Here is a 20883-nt window from a genome sequence, read left to right on the forward strand (position 1 = left end):
TCAACCGCAAGGTCTTTCCCATTCAAACGGCCGCCACTTGGTCATCGGGTGCATTTGGTGAAACTCCCGTATCAACCGATCCGCCTCAGCGTCCTCTTCTTCAGGACTTAATTCCCACTCGCCAATGTAGTCCAATAAATCAAGGTGCAAATCCTCGTCCCGATAAATGTTCGCTAGTCCCCAAGGAAATTGTACCAACAAAGACTGAGTAACATTTAGCCCAGTTCGCCCACGAACATATTGTTCTGCAATTGCGGCGGCGAGGGTCTCCACAGCCTCTGTGTCTGAAGAAACTACAGGAATACCTAACTCTTCAACGATATCATCGAACAGAGCACTCATTTCGAATGCATTGAATGGCTTAATTTCGCCAAGCAGAACGAACAAAGAAGGGCTAGAAAACCCCGCAACAACCATTGCCTCAGCCCATGCGACCCAAGTTTCATCCCCAGACTTGTTTAAGTAACGATTCGCGGACATTTCAGAAGTGTAAGGCACATAGCTTCTGGTTGTGGCGCTTTCAGTTATGTTCATCACGCATCGTGCTCCGCCTTCAACGCATCAAAGGCCTTGCGTGCAAAGTCCAACCGCATCTCATATTGCCCGGCAGCGACGGCAAACTCTGGCGGTTGAATACCGGCCGCCCCAAAAGCTTGCCGTACTTGTGCTCCAGACAGAGGGATATAGTCCGGGCTTTCACCGCTAAGCTTGTTTAATAGCCTCCCACCGAACCACTTGCTGCGGTTTTCGGCTCTTTTTGCAGTAGCCATGCGAAAATGTAGAAACCTAAATAGCTGCTTGCCATCCAGCGGGGCTAGGTCGGCAGCCGTACTAAGCGCAGAAATCAAAGGTGAAATACCGCCAGAAGTCGCCGACGCCACCCCCTGCGAAGTTGGAGAAGGTCCGGAAATTATTTTGAGTATTGGAGTTGCAGATTTCGCCATGAAAACTCCTAGTTCAATTCTTCAAATAATATTGCTGAAGATGGGTCAGCTTATTTGCTACCTCTGACAGCCCCCCAAATCGGCGCGATCACCTTGATCGACACCGGAATCAAAACAAACCCCTGCGCCGGTCCAAACACGCCGTCTATTGATACCTTGGCAGACCACCAGGTGATACCCATCCAGACCGGACGCAGACTAGCCCTCAAATACGGTTTTCATCTCGTCAAAACCATACTCTAACAGCCAAGAATTTCTGTTTTTGTAGAGTGACATCAGATCTTCTTTGCGTACAGCACTCACATCCATACCGCGATCATCGTAAGCGTAGAGAACGATACCCTTTTTGAAGTCAACGAAATAGATGTCAGCGAAACTTGCTGGTCGAATGCCCAACTCGCATCCCAGCGCCAGCCACATCACTTCGCGCAGCTGCCCAAGGTCCTCCAGCTCTGCCGCATCCCAGTGTCGAAAAACTTCATCATCATCTTCGTCAAAGTCAGGATTACCTTTCTGTGAGACAGCTCCCAGGTACTGAAAATTATTCTTCTTGAGTCCACAAAGCTTAAATGGCTTCAGCCGCTTTTTCCGCGGCTCCGCGTCGCCATAGACCGACGACAGCATCCAAAGGCACGCAGTGTCAGAAAACACCTCAGTCGCCACCGCTGCGGCACGGTCATAGGCTTGGATGAATCGTTTTAAGGGACGGTCGGTAGAGACATCTTCGCCTCCCAGTTCGAACCGAAGCGTAAACTCCGTATCGTCAAAGAGATTATGGGAAAATTCTCCGTAGGGAAACGGATGCTCAAAGTGCTTTAAAATATCTGTCACTGTACGCACGCCACTCCTAGTGGTCCGAGGTGTCTTTTCCGAATAGGCCTAGCATCGGCACAATCACCTTGGTGGCCACCGGGATCAAAAGAAACCCCAGCGCCAGTCCAAACACGCCGTCCATTGTAGCCTTGGCGAACCACTCGGTGATGCCCAGCCATGCTTCGGGCACCATTTGACCCACTGCTGCGGCGTAGTCGTGGATATGGTGGCCCAGCCAGCCATAGCCCATTTGCTCCGCCCCGTGGATGACGATGGACCCGCCAACCCAGAGCATTGCGGCGGTACCAACAATCATCAGTAGCTTCATGAACCGCGGCATCATCCGAACCAATCCACGGCCCAGGCTGCGGGTTACGCCAAACTTGCCGTTTTGGGTCATGTACAGACCTACGTCATCGGCCTTGACGATCAGCGCAACCGAGCCATAGACGGCCACGGTAATACCAACGGCCACCATGGCCAGCGTTGCGGCCTCCATCCAGATGTTGCTATCGGGGATTGCGGCCAGCGCAATGGTCATGATCTCGGCTGATAGAATGAAATCGGTCTTGATGGCCCCTGCGGCTTTTCTTTCTTCCAAATGCGCCGGGTCCCCCGGTTCGTCTTCTTTGAAGACATGTGTTTCATCATGGGGCACCAGCAGGTGATAAATCTTCTCTGCGCCCTCAAAACACAGATAGGCCCCGCCCAGCATCAATAGTGGCGGAATCATCCAAGGCGCAAAGTTAGCCAGCAGCAGCCCGATCGGCAGCAGGAATAGCAGCTTATTCTTGAGCGAGCCTTTGGTGATCTTCCAGATAACGGGCAATTCACGACTGGCAGCAAACCCATGTAGATACTTCGGGGTCACAGCGGCATCGTCGATCAGGGCACCAGCGGCTTTTGACCCGGCCTTTAGGGCTTGCGCCGCCACATCATCAATCGATGCCGCGGCTACTTTGGCAATACCTGCCACATCATCCAGCAAAGCCAGCAAACCGCTCATGGAAATATCCTCACCCGTCAAAATCGCGTTGCGCGCTACCCTAGCGAAACTGCACGGGCACGCAACCAGGCGACCGTTAGCGCCACCGGAAATTTCCGTTATCGGCACCGGTACATTTCCGTTATCGATACCATCAAGTTATTGCGCTAACAGCCCGGCATTATGACCTTTTTAACCCTTTAGACCCAGCCCCCACCGGTCTATACGCCAAGGTAAGAATTGCCGTTAGGAGACACGCTCATGACCATCAAAGTTGGCATCAACGGTTTCGGCCGGATCGGCCGCTGCACCCTGTCACACATCGCAGCCTCGGGCCGCGACGACATCGAAGTGATCAAGGTGAATGCAACCGGACCACTTGAAACCGCTGCTCACCTGCTGAAATACGATTCGGTCCACGGTCGCTTCCCCGGCGAAGTCACTCTGGGTGATGGCACCATGAACCTAGGCCGTGGCGACATGCAGATGTTTTCGACCTACAACATGGAAGACCTGGACTGGTCCGGCTGTGATGTGGTTCTGGAATGCACTGGCAAATTCAACGACGGCACCAAAGCCAAAGCCCACCTTGAACGTGGCGCTAAGAAAGTGCTGCTGTCCGCGCCCGGCAAGAACATTGACCGCACAATTGTGTTTGGCGTCAACGACGGCGAGTTGAAAGCCTCGGACACGATGATCTCCAACGGATCCTGCACCACCAACTGTCTGGCCCCACTGGCCAAGGCACTGGACGATGGCATCGGCATTGAGCACGGCCAGATGACCACCATTCACGCCTATACTGGTGACCAGCCTACCCTGGACCGTCGCCACGATGACCTGTACCGCGCCCGTGCCGCTGCAATGTCGATCATCCCGACGTCAACGGGTGCAGCCAAGGCGCTGGGTGAAGTTCTGCCCAAGCTGAAGGGCCGTTTGGACGGATCCGCGATGCGCGTGCCTACACCAAACGTTTCTGCTGTTGATCTGACCTTTATCGCATCGCGTGATGTGACTGTTGATCAGGTTAACGCCGTCATGCGCGAAGCCTCTGAAGGTGCAATGTCCCGTGTTGTTGGCTATGAGCCAACTCCTTTGGTTTCCACTGACTTCAACCAGTCACCGGAAAGCTCGATCTTTGCGCCAGAACAGACACGCGTCGTTGGCAATCGCCTGGTTCGCGTTCTGGCCTGGTACGATAACGAATGGGGCTTTTCAGTCCGGATGGCGGATGTGGCCGTCGCCATGGGCCGTCTTAGCGCCTAATGCGCCCCTGCTAAGTACTGCTCATCCTTGAGGTTTTACGTCCGGTCAGGCATATCTGGCCGGGCGTACTTTCATGGTGAGGCTATATGACCAACAAAATTTCCCTGGTGCTTGGCCTGATGATTGTCAGCGCGACCGCCATTGATCTGTTCTTGTTTGGCACCAGTCATATGGTGTTTCTCGGCAAAAGGATGCTTGAACTGATCAACTGGTTAGCCTTCTGGCGTTAGTCTTCGTCGCGCCGAACCTGCGGACAATAGGATTGGTCGGCGGTGTCCTAAATCGCGGCCTACACCGATTTCCTCATCGACACCTGCCCCACCGAAGCTCAACAAAGCAATGTCTTATGATTCGCGATTTGTGGCCTTTGCCGAAACCTGACCTTTAAAAGGTGCTTTTGGTTCCGCAATGACATGTAAAACGACACTCCATCCGTTTTACCGTTTGGAGCCTCAGTTACCCAATTGGAAGGTCGTTTTTGGGCCAATCATGCCGGGACTATCCCGAACGGTGGGCGGCAGAGGTAGAGGCTCCTAGCGGTGTTGAAGTTTCACCCGCAAAATAGGGGCGCATCTTGGCACGCCCCTGCAATTCAGCACATCACCTGCCCTGTTTTCCTTGCAATGCTTCATCGACCAGAGGCGTGACGAATTTTGACACGTCACCACCAAGCCGGCAAATTTCTTTGACCAGCTTACTGGCAATGGCCTGATGTCTGGCCTCCGCCATCAAAAACACTGTTTCGATTGAACTATCAAGTGCACGGTTCATACCAACCATTTGATATTCATACTCAAAATCGGCAACCGCGCGCAAACCACGCACAATGATCTGTGCGCCAACGTCTCGCGCACAGTCAATCAGCAAGTTCTCGAACGGATGAGCCACAATTTCAGTCCCGGTTTGCGCACTTAGCTCGGCACATTCCGCTTCAATCATCGCAACACGCTCTTCCAGAGAAAACAGTGGCCCTTTGTCTCGGTTGATCGCAACACCAATCACCAATTTGTCGACCAGCGCACTTGCACGCCGAATGATGTCAATGTGTCCGATGGTAATCGGATCAAAAGTGCCTGGATACAGAGCAACGCGCATGGCGGCCTCCTGCTGGGTCAGATTTGCTGCACACGCAAACACATTTGCGCAGTGCAGCGCAAGAGGGGGAAAATACTGAATTCACTACTGGGACTTAATGCCCCATAATCATGCCCTGCAGCGCGTCTTTTTCCATGGCAACCTGTGACAGCTGCGCCTTGACCACGTCGCCAAGACTAACCAGACCGATCAGCTTATCGTCCTCGACCACAGGCATGTGACGAAACCGACCTTCTGTCATTTGGCGCAGGATTTGGCCTACGTTGTCATGACTGGTACAGGTTATCAGCTTACGGGTCATATAACTGCTCACTGCCTTGTCCAGACAGCCCCCCCCCGATTGCGCCAACTCACGCACGATATCGCGTTCGGACAAAATACCCTCTGCGTGCTCTCCGTCTGACGAAACCACAACTGTACCAATCTTGCGCTCAGACAATAGCTTTGCAGCCTCAGAAATACTGGCATCCGGGGCAATCGTAACCACCCCTTCACTGGGTTTCGATTTCAGAATCAATTGAACTAGCATTTGTGCTTCCTCTGAAATTTTATTGCGTAATTCCAAGGGTTACCGCAATAAGACAACATGTCAAGTCAAGGCTTCCAGCCTTGCGACTTCATCACGAATTCCCGTGCTCAGTGCTTCAGCAAAACGGTTCAAACGTTCACTGCGTTGATCACCATGGTGCTGCACCAGATAAAAGCTGCGGGTCAGGCTGATCTCATCTTGCAGCACTTTTCTGAGTGCGCGATGAAATGGCAGGGTAAAATCATGGGCGACGCAAAGTGCGGTGCCTTGTGTCACCAGTCTCAGTTGAACCGAAACAGAATTTGACGCCAGAGCCACCCGCTCCAACCCAATTTCATTCAAATAATCCAGCTCACGATCAAAGATCATATCAGGAATGTAGCCAACCAGTTTGTGCTGCCTCAGGTCTTCAATGCTCTCGATGGGCGGGAATTCTCTTAGAAAGTGACGAGACGCAGCAAGGTGTAGTTTGTAGTCGCAAATCTTTTGTACCTTCAGATGCGTCGCAGTTGGGGCGCTAACCGTGATCGCCATATCCGCCTCACGCCGCGACAGATTGATCACCCGTGGGAGCGCGACAATCTGAATATCCAAATCCGGATTTTCAACACTGATCCGGGCACAGACTTGTGGCAGCAGGTAATTGGCGCTGCCGTCTGGCGCCCCGATGCGAATTTGCCCTGCCAGTGTTTCACTGGGACCACTCAGCGCTTCTTTTGCGGCACGCATTGCCTGCTCGGCATCTTCCGCATGGCTTAACAGGCGGTCGCCAGACGCACTCAATGCATAGCCTTGAGGCGACTTTACAAACAGGGGCGCTTCAAGTGCACCCTCAAATCTGGCAATCCTCCGCCCAACCGTAGCGGGATCCATCTTCAGTATCCGCCCCGCACCAGAGAGGCTGGCCTCACGCGCCACCGCCAAAAAGACTTTCATATCATCCCACTGCGGATCCATACTCTTCATACTGATTGTCCCCGTTCAACTTCTGCTGACACTTTTGCGTTCTTGCAAAACCTATTTGGAATATTTCCTCTTTTCCGATGTTTTTTGCAAGCCTATGCTTCCATCAAATAAATTGCGGAGGATCCAATGCAAGAGCTGACCCACTATATCAATGGCGAACACGTCAAAGGCACGTCCGGACGTTTTGCGGATGTATTCAACCCAGCAACAGGCGAAGTGCAGGCCAAAGTGCCTCTCGCGTCCAAGGAAGAGCTGGAAGCGGCCGTCGCCATCGCCAAGGCTGCACAGCCTGCCTGGGAAGCCGTAAATCCACAGCGTCGCGCCCGTGTCATGATGAAATACGTATCGCTGCTGAACCGCGACATGGACAAGCTGGCCGAGGCCCTGAGCCGCGAGCACGGCAAAACAATCCCCGATGCAAAAGGCGACGTGCAGCGTGGTCTGGAAGTGGTTGAGTACTGCATTGGTGCACCACAGATGCTGAAAGGTGACTTCACCGATAGCGCTGGCCCTGGCATCGACATGTACTCCATGCGCCAGGCACTGGGTGTCTCTGCGGGTATCACCCCGTTCAACTTCCCTGCGATGATCCCAATGTGGATGTTCGCCCCAGCCATCGTTTGCGGCAACGCTTTCATCCTGAAACCATCCGAACGCGCACCTTCGGTTCCGCTGATGCTGGCTGAACTGCTGGAAGAAGCAGGCCTGCCCAAAGGTATCATTCAGGTCGTGAACGGCGACAAAGAAGCTGTGGACGCGATCCTGTACAACGACGTTGTTCAGTCGGTTGGCTTTGTTGGCTCGACTCCAATTGCCGAATATATCTACGGCACAGGCTGTGCCCAGGGTAAACGCGTTCAGTGTTTCGGTGGGGCCAAGAACCACATGATCATCATGCCCGACGCTGACCTGGATCAGGCCGCTGACGCGCTGATCGGTGCTGGTTACGGGGCCGCTGGCGAACGCTGCATGGCGATCTCGGTTGCGGTTCCTGTTGGTCAAGAAACCGCTGACAAGCTGATCGAAAAGCTGGTTCCACGTATTGAAAGCCTAAAGGTTGGCCCTTACACATCTGGCAACGACGTCGACTACGGTCCAGTTGTCACCAGCGCTGCCAAAGACAATATCCTGAGTCTGGTTCAGACTGGTGTAGATCAAGGCGCGGATCTGGTTGTAGATGGTCGCGACTTTGCTCTGCAGGGGTATGAGGATGGCTTCTTTGTTGGCCCTCACCTGTTCGACAACGTCACACCCGACATGGATATCTACAAGAAAGAGATCTTTGGCCCGGTTCTAACAACAGTGCGCACCGAAACTTATGAAGAAGCGATCAAACTTGCGATCGACCACGAGTACGGCAACGGCACCGCGATTTATACCCGCGATGGTGACACCGCCCGTGACTTTGCCAACCGGATCAACATTGGCATGGTTGGTATCAACGTACCAATCCCGGTTCCGCTGGCCTACCACACCTTTGGTGGTTGGAAGAAATCTGCATTTGGTGATCTGAACCAGCACGGTCCGGATGCGTTCAAGTTCTACACACGCACCAAAACCGTAACAGCGCGCTGGCCCTCGGGCATCAAAGAAGGCGGCGAGTTCTCTATCCCAGTGATGGAATAAGTCGCGGATCTTTTGCTAAAATGAAGAATGGCTGCAGAGTGATCTGCAGCCATTTTTTTGTCGGCCCAATAGGTCCGCGGTCTTAGTGATCAAGACAGACGTCAGCCCATCTCTTCCTGACATTCGATTGCCGCTTCCAGCGCTTTGGAACTGCCGGTCAGGTCGATCGACATGACTTCGCCGCCTTCGGTATAGAGCGTCATTGTGTATTTCGCCGCTATGTCGAACAAGAAGTCTGGATTATCAAAAGGAATATCTGCACCTGGTACATCGTTCAGGTACATCCCCCGTGCCTCTGCATCATAGTCCTGACCATCCAGGGCAAATTGGACCGGGTACCATTCGTTTTCCTGGATATCCCCCCAGGCCATGTTAAATGCCGTGACGTAGCCGCCCCCCTGCACACGATCAAAACCGATGCGAACAACAGAACCGTCGTTGAATTCAGATTGTATCAGACAGCCGTTACCAAGCGATGGATCGATCATGACATCCCAGTAGTCAGATGCCCCCCAGTGCTCCAAAGTTTGAGCAAATGCTGGCGCAGTAGATACTGCCCCAATAAAAAGAGCTGTTGTGATCGTTGAAATTTTCATTGTTGTCCCCATTTTTAAATATTGGGGAACACTTTCCCCTTTTTAGACGTTTTGGCAACTCTTTCACACAATAAGCCGACCAACACCGGCATGTGTTGCAAAAATTGGAACGCCTGAAACAGGGTCACAACTGCTCCAAGCCCATTTCAAGCTTCCTGCGCGGGAACCACACAAGCCTGTGAAGCACGGAATTTTGAGCACCGCGCGCCTATTTAATTTGCATTGGCCGCTTATATTGCCCTCCGTATCGAGCCGTCAAAAATTGCCCCGGAGGCAGAATGCCCAATTCCCGCTTTACCCGCCGCCATGCCCTGTTAAGTGCGGTGGCCACACTGGCCACGCCATCATTGCTGCGCGCACAGTCCTCCGATGCTTTCCCGATTGAAGAGCGCCCAGTAAATGGAGCTGCTCCGACCAAGCGCAATATTTCGGCATTTCAAAAGCAGCAGTGGCAAGATCACTTTGACACGCTTGGAGTTGGCTGTCTTTTGGCTGATATCAACAGCCGCGCCCTGCACTATTGGAGCGGTGACAATGAAACATACCGCCTATTCCCTTCTTCGGTGCCGCTGACAGAAGATCTGACTAAGCGCGGGTATTCGAAAATTGTCCGCAAACGCGAAAATCCTAGCTGGACCCCAACTGCTTCCATGCGCGAACGTGACCCGACGTTGCCCCTGCGCATGGACGGTGGGCCTGGCAATCCATTGGGCACCCGCGCAATGTATCTAGATTGGCCTGCCTACCTGGTGCACGGCACCCACGACACACGCAAAATTGGCCGACAGAGCTCCTCTGGCTGCATTGGTCTTTACAATCAACACGTTGAAGAACTTTATGAACTTGTCAAAATTGGCACCCAAGTCTTGTTGCTTTAAACGTTTCCGCCAAATCTGAACGATCCCGCCCCTTGGCGGGTTCTTTGCGTGTTGTTGGACATTTTTTTTATTGCAGCAACCGGAAGACCCCGAAGGAATCCGGATAGGACTCTACAATCAGCGAGTTCATACAGGTGAACCGCGTCCAGATCAGGCTTGTGGAATGTCCTTCAAATGGGTTCAAAGCGGGTTCTTTCACGCCGTTTCCCCAACATTGGGACACCAATCTGGATTTGTTGCACAAATCCCGCAAAGGGTTTCGCTCGCGAATCCAACAAGATAGCCAAACACAATGACCACTTGGGCCCCTACAAATTCAAGACTATGAACTGCTCGAACTATAACACCGTGCGAAAGCGCCGCGAAAAGGAAAAGAAACCGTCAGTGGATTGTGTAACAATGCCGTTTAGGAGCTTATAGGCTGCTATCACTTAAGAATTGCAAGCAAACGCAGCACGATCTATTGATATTGACCGCGCACATGGTGTGACAGTCAGGCATCTTGCAACCCACCATAAGCTGGTATACTTCCGCATACAATGAACTTGGGCGTGGGTTAGACAGAGGTGTCTGAGAACCGACGCTTGAACCTTCTCTAACACCTAACCGTTGGATTCGTCATGAGCTTGTACACCGACTACCTAAATGAGATCGCCGCTCGTAAAGAAGAGGGGTTGAACCCTAAGCCCATTGATGATGGCCTATTTGTAGATGAACTCATCTCACAAATCAAAGAGACCGGGAATGAACACCGGGACGACTCTCTTAAGTTTTTCATCTACAACGTCTTGCCGGGCACAACGAGCGCTGCGGGCGTAAAGGCCCAGTTTCTCAAAGAAATTATTCTTGGCGCTGCCGTTGTCGACGAAATCTCTGTAGCTTTCGCATTTGAGCTGCTGTCACACATGAAGGGTGGCCCTTCAGTTGATGTGCTTCTTGACCTCGCACTGGGCGATGATGCGTCTATCGCAGGACAAGCCGCAGAAGTGCTCAAGACACAGGTCTTCTTGTACGAAGCCGATACCGATCGTTTGGCTGCGGCCTATACAGACGGCAATGCCACAGCCAAAGACATTCTGGAAAGCTACTCAAAGGCTGAGTTTTTTACAAAACTTCCTGATATCGACGAAGAAATCAAAGTTGTCACCTATATTGCAGGCGAAGGCGACATTTCTACCGATTTGCTATCCCCCGGCAACCAGGCGCACTCCCGTTCGGATCGGGAACTGCATGGCAAGTGCTTCATTTCCCCTGCTGCCCAGACTGAAATTCAGGAATTGCAAAAGCAGCACCCTGAAAAACGTGTGATGTTGATCGCAGAAAAAGGCACAATGGGTGTAGGCTCGTCCCGCATGTCAGGCGTGAATAACGTAGCCTTGTGGACTGGCAACCAAGCCAGCCCCTATGTTCCGTTTGTAAACTTCGCCCCGATTGTTGCAGGTACAAATGGCATTTCTCCGATTTTCCTGACCACCGTTGGCGTGACAGGCGGCATCGGCATCGACCTGAAAAACTGGGTCAAAAAGGTGGATTCCGAAGGCAACCCGATCCTGAACAACGATGGTAACCCGGTTCTTGAACAAAAATATTCGGTCGAGACCGGCACCGTCCTGACCATCGATACAAAAAAACAGATGCTGTATGATGAAACAGGCAAAGAAGAGCTTGTTGGCCTTTCCTCCTCTTTCACACCTCAGAAGGTGGAATTCATCAAGGCAGGCGGATCTTACGCAATCGTCTTTGGTAAAAAACTGCAGAACTTTGCGTCCAAAACGCTTGGTGTCGAACTGAAATCTGCTTTTGCTCCTTCCAAAGAAATCACCCACAAAGGGCAAGGCCTTACAGCCGTTGAAAAAATCTTCAATAAAAATGCGGTTGGCGTGACTGAAGGTGCTGTACTGCACGCCGGATCTGATGTCCGCGTTGAGGTAAATATCGTTGGCTCGCAGGACACAACCGGCTTGATGACTTCTCAAGAGTTGGAGTCGATGGCCGCGACTGTACTGTCGCCCATCGTCGATGGGGCCTATCAGTCAGGCTGTCACACAGCCTCGGTTTGGGATCTGAAGGCACAGGCCAACACCCCGCGGCTTATGAAGTTCATGCACAATTTTGGTCTGATTACCGCACGAGATCCTAAAGGCGTCTACCACGCCATGACCGACGTTATTCACAAGGTTCTGAATGACATAACGGTGGATGACTGGGCAATCATCATTGGTGGCGACTCGCACACCCGGATGTCCAAAGGCGTAGCGTTTGGTGCAGACTCGGGCACTGTTGCACTGGCTTTGGCTACAGGTGAGGCGAGCATGCCCATCCCAGAGTCCGTGAAAGTGACCTTCAAAGGCACCATGGCCGACCATATGGATTTCCGGGACGTGGTGCACGCCACCCAGTCGCAGATGTTAAAGCAGTTCGGCGACAACGTCTTCCAGGGGCGCATCATCGAGGTCCACATCGGAACCTTGCTGGCGGATCAGGCCTTCACATTCACCGACTGGTCTGCAGAAATGAAGGCCAAAGCCTCTATCTGTATTTCCGAAGACGACACGCTTGTTGAATCGCTCGAGATTGCCAAGAGCCGTATTCAGATCATGATCGACAAGGGCATGGAAAACGACAATCACATGCTGCAAGGCTTGATCGATATCGCTGACAAACGCATCGGCGAAATCAAATCAGGTGAAAAGCCAGCTTTGACGCCAGATGACAATGCCAAGTACTTCGCAGAAGTTGTGGTCGATCTGGATCAAATCGACGAGCCCATGATTGCTGACCCGGATGTAAATAACGCGGATGTATCCAAGCGTTACACCCACGACACCATCCGGCCGATTTCCTACTACAAAGCAGAGAAGAAAGTGGATCTTGGCTTTGTTGGCTCCTGCATGGTGCATAAAGGCGATTTGGTCATCGTGGCACAGATGCTGAAGAACTTGGAAAAGAAAGGCCAAAAAGTCGAATTCAACGCGCCTTTGGTTGTTGCAGCGCCGACCTACAATATCATCGACGAGATGAAGGCAGAGGGCGATTGGGCCATCTTGCAAGAATATTCAGGTTACGAATTCGATGACTTCATGCCGAAACAAACCGCACGGACAGAATACGAGAACATCCTTTATCTGGAACGCCCTGGCTGCAACCTTTGCATGGGCAACCAAGAAAAAGCAGCAAAAGGTGACACCGTTCTGGCGACATCGACCCGCCTGTTCCAAGGGCGCGTTGTAGAAGACACCGCTGAGAAGAAGGGCGAATCCTTGCTCGCCTCAACTCCGGTCGTTGTTCTCTCTGCAATCCTCGGCAGAACTCCCACTATGGAAGAGTACAAGGCTGCTGTGGAAGGGATTGACCTGACAAAGTTTGCCCCACCCGTAGAAAAGCCAGCGGGTTCACGTTCAGCTCACTTCTAAGGCACAGGTTGGGCTCGAAAATAACGAGCTGCCCCATTTAATTGGGGCGGCTCGAACGGTCTTGCAGGATTGACCTTGATCTGATTGGGCAACAAATTCCCAATACCGAAGCATTCTTCGACATTGAGCAAATACTCGTTCCCTAGGCCCTGTAGGACAGACGCCTTAGTCGTCTTGCTTAGGTGTCGTAACTTTTGGGCAGAGTTTTAGAAAACCACAAAAGGTTCCTGCTTCCGGATAAGTGGAGGGCGGCATTGTTTGAGCCGGGGTCTGGGCCGCGTTAGCAAAAAGTATCAGCAGGGTGAGAATAACGGCGCGCATTGAACATCTCCGTTTCGTGGAATTGATGCCCATGATAGTTTGACTGACACGCCCTTGCGCGTCAAACTTGGAAATCAGTGCAAGTTTGCAGCAATTGGCGATGATTTTTCAGAATCGGTGTAAGCCCGAGACAGCGCGCTGCGTCGGTATTCAGTCGGGCTGCATCCAATTTCTGCGCGGAAGGCGCGGTTGAACGGCCCCACAGACGCAAAGCCGACCTCATATGCAATTTCCAGCACCGTTGCATTCATCTGGGCAGGGTCAGATAAGGCGGCACAGGCAGCTTCGATCCTTGCCTGATTTATAAAACTAGAAAAATTGCGGTAACCCAGTCCTTGGTTTATTGCGCGCCGCAAGCGGTGCTCGGGTACGGCAATTTTTCCTGCGAGTGCACCGATTGTCAGCCCTTCTTCTCGCCAGATGCCTGCGGACATTGCTGACTGGAGACCTGCAATCAGCGTGGGGTCGGAAAATTCATCTTGAACAGGCAAACGGTTACTGATCTCGGGGGAGGTCTCGCCGGGCCAACGGTGCGCATCGGGGCGCAACAGCCACACAGCAAAATTCAAGGTAACCGCAAGCGTGCCGGCAGCTTGCAAGAGAGCCAGCGAAAGACTGTCCTCCTGTAACAAGCCTGTAGCCTGACCCGCCGTCAAAAACAAAGCAAGACCAGCGATAGCTGCTGCGAATCCAGGTCGCGCACGGCAGCGGCATTCCACCAAATCGTCACGCGTAGACCACAGCGAGAGGATGAACAGGGCCCCATAAAGGATCACGGACATTGGCAGGCAAACGGAATAGAGGTCGGGAAAGGATTCATGGGTGTAAAGCGCAGCTGAGGTCGCCAAAGACGCAACCAGCCAGGGCCAACGCTGCCCCGGGGAATCGAGAAATATAGTCACGATCAACCAGGTAATCGCTGCTGGAGTGAAGCTGGCTATAAGCGTGAGATTCGAGTGTAACGCCGGGTGCAAATCGAGTGGCAGAGCCGCAGTGATGATCAGGAATGCGGATTCGGATAGGGCCAATGCCGACACAGATAAGCGCCCTTCCAAACTGATGGGCGCGCGCCAAAGCAATAAAGCCAGTAACAACAAAACGGTAATGGCACCGCCACGCAGCGCAAGGTCGAGATAGATCATTAGCAGGCTATTCTTTTTCAAACTGTTCGAATGGGGCCTTTATAGTAAATTCGCCCTCGTTCCGCGCATCGATTTTTGAAAATGATAGGCCGATTCTGAAATTGTTGTGGTTGGCACTGGCTAGACTGACAAATTACGTCGAGCGGTCCACCAATCAGCAAGCAGCAAAGCTTCGGGGATAGAGCTTGGTGTAGTTTGTGAAGACGCCCCTGCCCGTTTCGGTCTGAAAGACAGACACGCACCGCAGGGGGTTTCTAAAATACTTGATGTTTCCCTCAGGTTACTCGAGCATGGCGAGCCTGTGGCAACAAGAAAGGTGTGCCATCATGCGGTGTTGTGCAGACCGGCAGCGGGCAACCATAGGTCTGCGCTAAGTTCGCATCAGTTAGCACCGATTGCGGACTGCCCTGAGCAGCGATGTGGCCAGCATCCATAAGCACCACTTTATCAGCAAACATGGCCGTCAAGTTCAGATCGTGCATTACTGCAACCACGCCACCACCACGGGCCGAAAAGTCGCGAGTTAGATCCATTACGGTAAACTGATGGCCGATGTCCAAGCTGGCAACCGGCTCGTCCAGAATCAACCACCGCGGAGCACCATCGACCACCGGCCGCCAAATCTGCGTCAGGACTCGTGCCAGCTGTACGCGCTGTTGTTCCCCCCCGGATAGGTCCTGATACATGCGATTGCCAAATCCTGTCAGACCGACTTTCTCTAGGGCTCTTAACGGTAACTCTTTCTCGGCAGCAGACAGTCCCGCTGTAAGACCAAGCCGCACGATTTCAAGCACGGTGAAGGGAAAGGCGATCGTGGTGCTTTGCGGTTGTACGCCTCGGAGCGCGGCCAATTGCCAGGGCTTCAGACCAGCCACATTTTTGTTATTCAGCAGCACCTTGCCGGAATAGGGAATTTCACCCGTCATGGCGCGCAGCAAGGTGGTTTTTCCTGATCCGTTGGGGCCAACAATGGCAGTGACCTCACCCGGCTTGGCCGTGAAATTCACTCCATTCAGAACCTGGCTCTTGCCCAGGACGACTTCAATATCAAAGGCTTGCATGTGAAACTCCGGTCATAGGCCCATGGCTCCGTGCCGCTTTAGCAATATCCACAGGAAGACTGGTGCTCCCAGAACGGCGGTGACAATACCAATAGGAAGTTCGGCTGGGGCAATGACAGTCCGGGCAATCATATCAGCAGCCAAAAGAAGACTGGCCCCCAACAGCGCCGCATTTGGTAAAAGGCTGTGATGGTCAGGGCCAGTCGCCAGTCGCAACAGATGCGGAACAACAATGCCGATGAAGCCAATGCCGCCGGCAACAGCAACGGCCGCACCTGTAGCCGCAGCGACAGATAGAATCGAAATATTTTTGACCCGTTGCACCGAAATACCAGTGTGACCGGCAGCGGCTTCTCCCAATGCCAAACCATTCAACCCACGTGCAATAAAGGGGGCAACCGCCAAAGCTGCCAAAACGATTGGGGTTGCCGCCAAAACCTTGGTCCATGTAGCGCCAGCCAGTGATCCCATGCCCCAGAAGGTTAAATCACGAAGCTGGTTGTCATCCGCCATATAGACCAGAATGCCGGACAGGGCTCCGGCCAGAGCACCAAGGGCGATACCCGCCAACAGCATGGTTGCAACCGAGGTCTGCCCGCGCCGGGTTGAAACCCGGTAAAGGATCAAAGTTGATCCCCAGCCGCCAAAAAACGCCGATACCGGGACCAGATAGTTGCCAGTCAAATCGCGAATCGCGGGCGGTAAAAACGCGCCCAACACGATTGCGCTGATTGCTGCCAGACCAGCACCGGCGCTAACGCCCACAATGCCCGGATCCGCAAGTGGATTGCGAAACAGCCCCTGCATCACTGCGCCTGATACCGCCAGAGAGGCGCCAACCAATATGCCCAAACATAGCCGTGGAAGGCGAATATCGAACAGGACAATGCTGTCCAAACGCGACAACTCGCGCCCGGCTGCAAGATCAACCAACGCCCCCCATAACGACGTCCCCGATGCGCCCCAAGCTAAGGAAAGCACCGAAGTCGCCGCCAGCAGGGCAACCAGAATCACTGTTAGTTGTCGGGCCTGTACCCTGCGATCTACAGGAAGAGAGCCCCGCTTTGGCATTTCAATTGTTAAGGACATCAGTTTGTCTCGCCATAAAGTGCCTGACTGAGTTCCGTGATGGCTGACGCGGTGCGAGGACCAAATCCCAGCAAATGCAGCCCGTTCATCCGCACGACCTTGCCGTTTTGAGCAGCCGGAGTCGGAATCAGCGCAGGCATAGCAAGAAGTTCTTTGGCTGCTGCGCCGTGGTCGCCACCTCGGTCCATCATCAAAATCACATCTGGTGCTGCGATGGTCACGGCCTCATCCGTCAAAGGCTTGTATCCATCAAATGCGGTAACGGCATTTATGCCCCCAGCCATATGGATAATGCCATCTGCCGCCGTATTGGTGCCACCAGCCATAATACGCCCACCCTGTGTGGACAGGATGAATAGCACTTTCTTAGGGTCCCCGTTTGCCGCCTTTTGAGCCGCATTCTGAGCTTCGGTTAGTTCGCTCGCAACCTGCGTAACCAGAACCTCTGCGGCTTGAACCTGATCAACAGCAGCACCAACAGTTCGGATCTTGGCGACGATGCCATCAGCGGTAAAAACTTCGGGCACCGAAACAAACCCAACCTGAGCGGATTGAAGTACGTCGATGGTCTCTGGCGGACCGGCGCCTTCGATGGCTATGATCAGATCCGGGGCTACGGACAACACGCCTTCGGGTGACAGCGCACGGGCATATCCAATGTCTGGCAGTTTTGCGACCTGATCAGGATAGGAAGACGTGGTGTCGCGCGCAATAATCCGATCTTGCTGATCCAGTGCATAGACAATTTCAGTCACTGACCCGCCAACGGTGACAATACGGCTCGCTGGTTGCGCCAAGGCCATATGGCTCGCCATCGTCGCCACGATAAGTAGGCTTGATGTCGTGTAAAGACGAGAAAATACCGACATTACGCTGGTTCCTTCACCTGCGCAGATCTCAGCGCATTGACGATAGCGTCCCAGGTTGGTCGATGATCTTTGGCGTCTGTGCGACGACCGAATACTTGAAATATGATACCGCCTTCTGCGTCAAAAGCCTCAACCGACATCGCCGCGCCGCGTTTTGTTGGCTTGTTGACAGCCCATACTTCGGCGATGTGATCCATGCGCAAATGCAGGTCAAATCCTGGGTCCAGAATATTCTGCCAGGGACCCATTTCGCGCAGATTTCGGATTGGACCGCCGTGGATCTCGATACAGCCCATATTGCCAACAAAAATCATAACTTCGACATTTTGATCCAGCACCGCATTGAGCATGGTGTTGACCTCATCCGTAGCCACCTGACGCGCCATGGGCTCACCGACGGTGCGATAAGCGCCTAAGCGATTCATTTTTAATTTTGGGACAAGACGCAGAAACTGATGAGTGTCGGTCATTTTGGACCACTCATTACGTAACTGCTCAATCTTGTCCGGGTTTGTCTTGGCTCCATCAACCGGTTTACGCGGTGAAACACTTAGTTCTTGATCTTGGTCGTCCAACTTCAGGTCCGTCACCAGCTGGGTCCAAGCCGTCAGATCGGAGGCTGGGCGCAGATGAATTTTGTGGACGGCATCACCCGAAGCATCAAAAATCTGGATTGAACGTTTAACACCGCTCTCGGTCTCACGTTCAACAGCAAAGGCCGAGACAAAATGCCCGCCAAACAGACGCAGGTCGATTTCCTCGTTCAGGATCATCGACGCATGCGGCCCCGAATGAAAATTGTCGTAAACGCCCACCTTCTCAATCACGCAAGAGCGGTTACGGGTCAGAGCCATCACCTCTCCCAGATCCTTAAGCCGGGGCATGATGTCATCCGGACTGGCCGCGATTCGTGTCACATCGTGACCGACATAAGCCGCAACCAACTGGCCTTCGCGTATGTTTAATTTGTCTGCAAAATCACGATCACGCAGGTTTGTATTATCGCTGCGTGCCTGCCGGATGTCTGCCGGTGTCAGCTGTGCCAGATCGCTCATGTTAGCCCTTTCAGTTGGCTTTGGTCTAAGTGAGCTGGCTTTAAGTCCGACAAAATCGGCAGATCGAGGCTGGCTGTTGCTGTTTGCAACAATGTGTTAATTATTGTTGACTGTTTTAATCACCTTTACTAATAGGCTCAAGTCGGAAAATGAATTTCTGCAATTAGAACAATACCAAAACCTCGCCAGCGCCTAACGCAAGCATCCGGTACAATAGCGATGCGAAAGGACGGCAAATGCGTGGGCATGGGCTTGGATGGAATTTATTGGGGACTGTTTCGTCCCTTAGCTTGATGATTGTTAACGCAGCCCCCCTAATGGCTCAGGATGTTGATGAGGGCTTCCTTGGTGTCATTGAATTGGGCGACAGCAAGCGCGAAGTGCAGGTTGGCACTGCAACTGCTGTAACAGTGATCAACCAAGAAGAAATCGACGACCGCCAAGCCGGTACAATTGCTGAGCTGATTGATTCCGTTCCCGGTGTAACCCTGGTTAACGGAAACACTCCGCAGGGCTCTGGGATCAACATTCGTGGTTTTGGTGCAAATGGCACCTACGGAACCGACGCTAAGGTGCTGGTTGTGGTCGACGGCGCCACAACCGGGGCTGAAGAACTCTATCGGATTGGCAATCAGCTGTTCACTGACCCGGAACTTTATAGTGAAGTTTCTGTGATCCGCGGCACTGTTGGATCATTTGAATTTGGATCCGGCGTGGTGGGTGGCGTCGTTCAGCTCGAAACAAAAAACGCTTCAGATTTCACCGGTGGTGAAATTGGTGTGCGCTTGCGCCAAGTGTTAGAGGCAACGTCAAATGGGGCAGGTTTTGCAAGTTCAACAATCGCGGCCTGGCAACCCACTGACAACCTCGAGTTCCTGTTTAACTACACAGTCCGTGATCAAGACGATTACAAAACCGCTGATGGAACTGTGGTTACAAACAGTAAGTTCCGAATGCCGTCATACCTGGTGAAGGGGCGGTATACCTTTGGTGATGACAATGCCCATGCAATTACTCTGTCCTACAATGACAGCACCACTGACGAAAAAGACGTGCCCTATGATACATTTGGCACGACAGGCGGCTCCTTTGGTAACGTTGATCGTAAAACCCACAGCAAAATTGCAGTCCTGCAATATGACTATAACCCAAGTGGGAATGACCTGATTGATTTAAGTGTCAACCTGTCGCGTTCCGAACAAGCCATCGACCAGACCTGTCTTCCTGCGACAGCACCACACGGGTGTTTTTCTGTAGTGGATGCGGATCACAACTACGAGACCACCAAACTGACGATCAAGAACACCGCCTATTTCCTAACGGGATCGGTTGAGCACAACCTAAGAGCGGGAATTGAGTTTTCACAACGTGATCGACTGGATGCGCCTTCAGCACCAGGAGGCTCAGACAAACGTTTAGCCCTGTTTGCAGTGGATGAGATTTTAGTCAACCAAAACCTGACGCTAACACCTGCCTTGCGCTATGAAACTCAAGACATCAAAGGTGATACGGCCCCTAACAATGCCTCCTATTCCAATGACGCATTGATGGGTGGCCTGTCGGCTCGATACGAATTTGATAGCGGCTTTGCCGTGTTTGCCAGCGCAGCTTATACCGAGATGATGCCGATCATTGACGACCTCGGTACGCCGCTTTTTATGACCCAGCCGGAAAAATCACGCACCTATGAAGGTGGTGTTTCTTATACCCAGGGCGATCTGTTTTCCACAGGTGATGCCCTGCAGGTGAAAGCGAATATCTACCAGACCTATGTTTGGGATGTCACTTCATACTCCAATGTCGCCAATATTGACGTCAAAGGGATCGAACTCGAAGCATCCTACAGCCATGCCAGCGGGTTTTATGCCGACTTCAATGCAACCAGCGCCGACGGAACTTCAACGACGAATGCCGGTGTTGACAGCAAGTGGATTTATGCGCCCGAAACGTCTGCACGACTAACCCTCGGAAAGCGTTTTGGTGAAGCGCTTGACGTCAGTTGGGAACTTGTGGCGGCCCAGTCCACCACAGGTGTCGGCAACATCGCACTTGCGGGTTATGGCGTGAATAACCTGAGGGCAACATACAGGCCACAATCTGGCGCGTTCAAAGGTGCTGAATTTCGCTTTGGCGTAGAAAACATTCTGGACGCCACATACCAGTCGCAGCTGTCTACTCGGGTGGCTCCGGGCCGGAACTTCAAGCTGACGATGGCAAAAACCTTCTGATCCACTG

General features: G+C 52.7%; 20 protein-coding genes. 6 read left to right on the top strand and 14 right to left on the bottom strand.

Features of this window, described 5'->3' with window-relative positions; translation table 11 throughout:
- The 4 genes from GO984_RS02535 to GO984_RS02550 all read right to left on the bottom strand — a co-directional run bounded on the left by GO984_RS02535 (position 1) and on the right by GO984_RS02550 (position 2763).
- On the bottom strand, positions 1 to 537 hold the full coding sequence (locus tag GO984_RS02535) for a hypothetical protein (protein ID WP_157020973.1): 537 nt from the start codon (positions 535 to 537) through the stop codon (positions 1 to 3).
- Positions 534 to 944, bottom strand: coding sequence for a hypothetical protein (locus tag GO984_RS02540; RefSeq protein WP_157020974.1), 411 nt, complete (start codon positions 942 to 944; stop codon positions 534 to 536). The genes GO984_RS02535 and GO984_RS02540 overlap by 4 nt, the downstream gene beginning before the upstream one ends.
- A gap of 198 nt (positions 945 to 1142) precedes the next feature.
- Positions 1143 to 1775: a DUF3885 domain-containing protein gene (locus GO984_RS23890; protein ID WP_157020975.1), complete on the bottom strand. Its 633-nt coding sequence runs from the start codon at positions 1773 to 1775 to the stop codon at positions 1143 to 1145.
- 16 nt (positions 1776 to 1791) lie between these two features.
- Entirely contained in the window at positions 1792 to 2763 is a 972-nt protein-coding gene (locus GO984_RS02550; RefSeq protein ID WP_157020976.1) for a DUF808 domain-containing protein, read from the bottom strand.
- A gap of 240 nt (positions 2764 to 3003) precedes the next feature.
- Between GO984_RS02550 and gap the strand changes: the two genes are divergently transcribed.
- Both gap and GO984_RS23320 read left to right on the top strand, forming a co-directional pair.
- On the top strand, positions 3004 to 4008 hold the full coding sequence (gene gap / locus GO984_RS02555) for a type I glyceraldehyde-3-phosphate dehydrogenase (protein WP_138165091.1): 1005 nt from the start codon (positions 3004 to 3006) through the stop codon (positions 4006 to 4008).
- Between the two features lie 86 nt (positions 4009 to 4094).
- Positions 4095 to 4238: a hypothetical protein gene (locus GO984_RS23320; RefSeq protein ID WP_167740195.1), complete on the top strand. Its 144-nt coding sequence runs from the start codon at positions 4095 to 4097 to the stop codon at positions 4236 to 4238.
- A 370-nt stretch (positions 4239 to 4608) separates the two neighbouring features.
- Here the strand turns inward: GO984_RS23320 and coaD are convergent, their stop codons facing one another.
- The 3 genes from coaD to GO984_RS02570 form a co-directional block, all read right to left on the bottom strand.
- Positions 4609 to 5103 carry a pantetheine-phosphate adenylyltransferase gene (coaD, locus tag GO984_RS02560; RefSeq protein ID WP_157020977.1) on the bottom strand — a complete coding sequence of 165 codons (495 nt, stop codon included), beginning with the start codon at positions 5101 to 5103 and terminating at the stop codon, positions 4609 to 4611.
- Positions 5104 to 5197: 94 nt separating this feature from the next.
- A complete protein-coding gene (locus GO984_RS02565) occupies positions 5198 to 5632 on the bottom strand; it encodes a CBS domain-containing protein (protein WP_157020978.1) in 435 nt (144 codons plus the stop codon).
- A 60-nt stretch (positions 5633 to 5692) separates the two neighbouring features.
- Positions 5693 to 6589 (bottom strand): LysR family transcriptional regulator, encoded by an 897-nt coding sequence (locus GO984_RS02570; RefSeq protein ID WP_157021216.1) that lies wholly within the window; start codon positions 6587 to 6589, stop codon positions 5693 to 5695.
- A 135-nt stretch (positions 6590 to 6724) separates the two neighbouring features.
- Here GO984_RS02570 and GO984_RS02575 point away from each other — a divergent pair, with 135 nt between their 5' ends.
- The gene (locus GO984_RS02575) at positions 6725 to 8224 is read left to right on the top strand and encodes a CoA-acylating methylmalonate-semialdehyde dehydrogenase (RefSeq protein WP_157020979.1); all 1500 of its coding nucleotides are present in this window, start codon (positions 6725 to 6727) and stop codon (positions 8222 to 8224) included.
- A gap of 101 nt (positions 8225 to 8325) precedes the next feature.
- Here the strand turns inward: GO984_RS02575 and GO984_RS02580 are convergent, their stop codons facing one another.
- Positions 8326 to 8820 carry a hypothetical protein gene (locus GO984_RS02580; RefSeq protein ID WP_157020980.1) on the bottom strand — a complete coding sequence of 165 codons (495 nt, stop codon included), beginning with the start codon at positions 8818 to 8820 and terminating at the stop codon, positions 8326 to 8328.
- 278 nt (positions 8821 to 9098) lie between these two features.
- Between GO984_RS02580 and GO984_RS02585 the strand changes: the two genes are divergently transcribed.
- Both GO984_RS02585 and GO984_RS02590 read left to right on the top strand, forming a co-directional pair.
- A complete protein-coding gene (locus tag GO984_RS02585) occupies positions 9099 to 9698 on the top strand; it encodes a L,D-transpeptidase (protein WP_157020981.1) in 600 nt (199 codons plus the stop codon).
- A 620-nt stretch (positions 9699 to 10318) separates the two neighbouring features.
- Positions 10319 to 13111, top strand: coding sequence for a bifunctional aconitate hydratase 2/2-methylisocitrate dehydratase (locus GO984_RS02590; RefSeq protein ID WP_157020982.1), 2793 nt, complete (start codon positions 10319 to 10321; stop codon positions 13109 to 13111).
- Positions 13112 to 13276: 165 nt separating this feature from the next.
- Here GO984_RS02590 and GO984_RS02595 read toward each other — a convergent pair whose 3' ends face one another.
- The 6 genes from GO984_RS02595 to GO984_RS02620 form a co-directional block, all read right to left on the bottom strand.
- Entirely contained in the window at positions 13277 to 13432 is a 156-nt protein-coding gene (locus GO984_RS02595) for a hypothetical protein (RefSeq protein ID WP_157020983.1), read from the bottom strand.
- Positions 13433 to 13506: 74 nt separating this feature from the next.
- Complete coding sequence (locus tag GO984_RS02600; protein ID WP_157020984.1) at positions 13507 to 14574, bottom strand: helix-turn-helix domain-containing protein; 1068 nt, start codon at positions 14572 to 14574, stop codon at positions 13507 to 13509.
- Between the two features lie 275 nt (positions 14575 to 14849).
- Positions 14850 to 15635, bottom strand: a complete 786-nt coding sequence (locus tag GO984_RS02605; protein ID WP_157020985.1) for a heme ABC transporter ATP-binding protein — start codon at positions 15633 to 15635, stop codon at positions 14850 to 14852.
- 12 nt (positions 15636 to 15647) lie between these two features.
- Positions 15648 to 16724, bottom strand: coding sequence for a FecCD family ABC transporter permease (locus GO984_RS02610; RefSeq protein WP_245230967.1), 1077 nt, complete (start codon positions 16722 to 16724; stop codon positions 15648 to 15650).
- Positions 16724 to 17593 (bottom strand): heme/hemin ABC transporter substrate-binding protein, encoded by an 870-nt coding sequence (locus tag GO984_RS02615; RefSeq protein ID WP_157020986.1) that lies wholly within the window; start codon positions 17591 to 17593, stop codon positions 16724 to 16726. The genes GO984_RS02610 and GO984_RS02615 overlap by 1 nt, the downstream gene beginning before the upstream one ends.
- Positions 17593 to 18648 (bottom strand): hemin-degrading factor, encoded by a 1056-nt coding sequence (locus GO984_RS02620; protein ID WP_157020987.1) that lies wholly within the window; start codon positions 18646 to 18648, stop codon positions 17593 to 17595. The genes GO984_RS02615 and GO984_RS02620 overlap by 1 nt, the downstream gene beginning before the upstream one ends.
- Before the next feature lie 236 nt (positions 18649 to 18884).
- On the opposite strand from GO984_RS02620, the gene GO984_RS02625 reads away from it, so the two are divergent.
- The gene (locus GO984_RS02625; protein ID WP_157020988.1) at positions 18885 to 20876 is read left to right on the top strand and encodes a TonB-dependent receptor domain-containing protein; all 1992 of its coding nucleotides are present in this window, start codon (positions 18885 to 18887) and stop codon (positions 20874 to 20876) included.
- The last annotated feature ends 7 nt before the right edge of the window (positions 20877 to 20883 follow it).

Source organism: Parasedimentitalea huanghaiensis, from assembly GCF_009753675.1.
In the GTDB taxonomy this organism is placed as follows: Bacteria; Pseudomonadota; Alphaproteobacteria; order Rhodobacterales; family Rhodobacteraceae; genus Parasedimentitalea; species Parasedimentitalea huanghaiensis.

Coding starts and splice junctions, on each gene's coding strand:
- GO984_RS02540 (WP_157020974.1), bottom strand. CDS start 944: ATGGCGAAATCTGCAACTCCAATACTCAAAATAATTTCCGGACCTTCT.
- GO984_RS02550 (WP_157020976.1), bottom strand. CDS start 2,763: ATGAGCGGTTTGCTGGCTTTGCTGGATGATGTGGCAGGTATTGCCAAA.
- gap (WP_138165091.1), top strand. CDS start 3,004: ATGACCATCAAAGTTGGCATCAACGGTTTCGGCCGGATCGGCCGCTGC.
- GO984_RS23320 (WP_167740195.1), top strand. CDS start 4,095: ATGACCAACAAAATTTCCCTGGTGCTTGGCCTGATGATTGTCAGCGCG.
- coaD (WP_157020977.1), bottom strand. CDS start 5,103: ATGCGCGTTGCTCTGTATCCAGGCACTTTTGATCCGATTACCATCGGA.
- GO984_RS02565 (WP_157020978.1), bottom strand. CDS start 5,632: ATGCTAGTTCAATTGATTCTGAAATCGAAACCCAGTGAAGGGGTGGTT.
- GO984_RS02570 (WP_157021216.1), bottom strand. CDS start 6,589: ATGGATCCGCAGTGGGATGATATGAAAGTCTTTTTGGCGGTGGCGCGT.
- GO984_RS02575 (WP_157020979.1), top strand. CDS start 6,725: ATGCAAGAGCTGACCCACTATATCAATGGCGAACACGTCAAAGGCACG.
- GO984_RS02580 (WP_157020980.1), bottom strand. CDS start 8,820: ATGAAAATTTCAACGATCACAACAGCTCTTTTTATTGGGGCAGTATCT.
- GO984_RS02585 (WP_157020981.1), top strand. CDS start 9,099: ATGCCCAATTCCCGCTTTACCCGCCGCCATGCCCTGTTAAGTGCGGTG.
- GO984_RS02590 (WP_157020982.1), top strand. CDS start 10,319: ATGAGCTTGTACACCGACTACCTAAATGAGATCGCCGCTCGTAAAGAA.
- GO984_RS02595 (WP_157020983.1), bottom strand. CDS start 13,432: ATGCGCGCCGTTATTCTCACCCTGCTGATACTTTTTGCTAACGCGGCC.
- GO984_RS02600 (WP_157020984.1), bottom strand. CDS start 14,574: ATGATCTATCTCGACCTTGCGCTGCGTGGCGGTGCCATTACCGTTTTG.
- GO984_RS02605 (WP_157020985.1), bottom strand. CDS start 15,635: ATGCAAGCCTTTGATATTGAAGTCGTCCTGGGCAAGAGCCAGGTTCTG.
- GO984_RS02610 (WP_245230967.1), bottom strand. CDS start 16,724: ATGTCCTTAACAATTGAAATGCCAAAGCGGGGCTCTCTTCCTGTAGAT.
- GO984_RS02615 (WP_157020986.1), bottom strand. CDS start 17,593: ATGTCGGTATTTTCTCGTCTTTACACGACATCAAGCCTACTTATCGTG.
- GO984_RS02620 (WP_157020987.1), bottom strand. CDS start 18,648: ATGAGCGATCTGGCACAGCTGACACCGGCAGACATCCGGCAGGCACGC.
- GO984_RS02625 (WP_157020988.1), top strand. CDS start 18,885: ATGCGTGGGCATGGGCTTGGATGGAATTTATTGGGGACTGTTTCGTCC.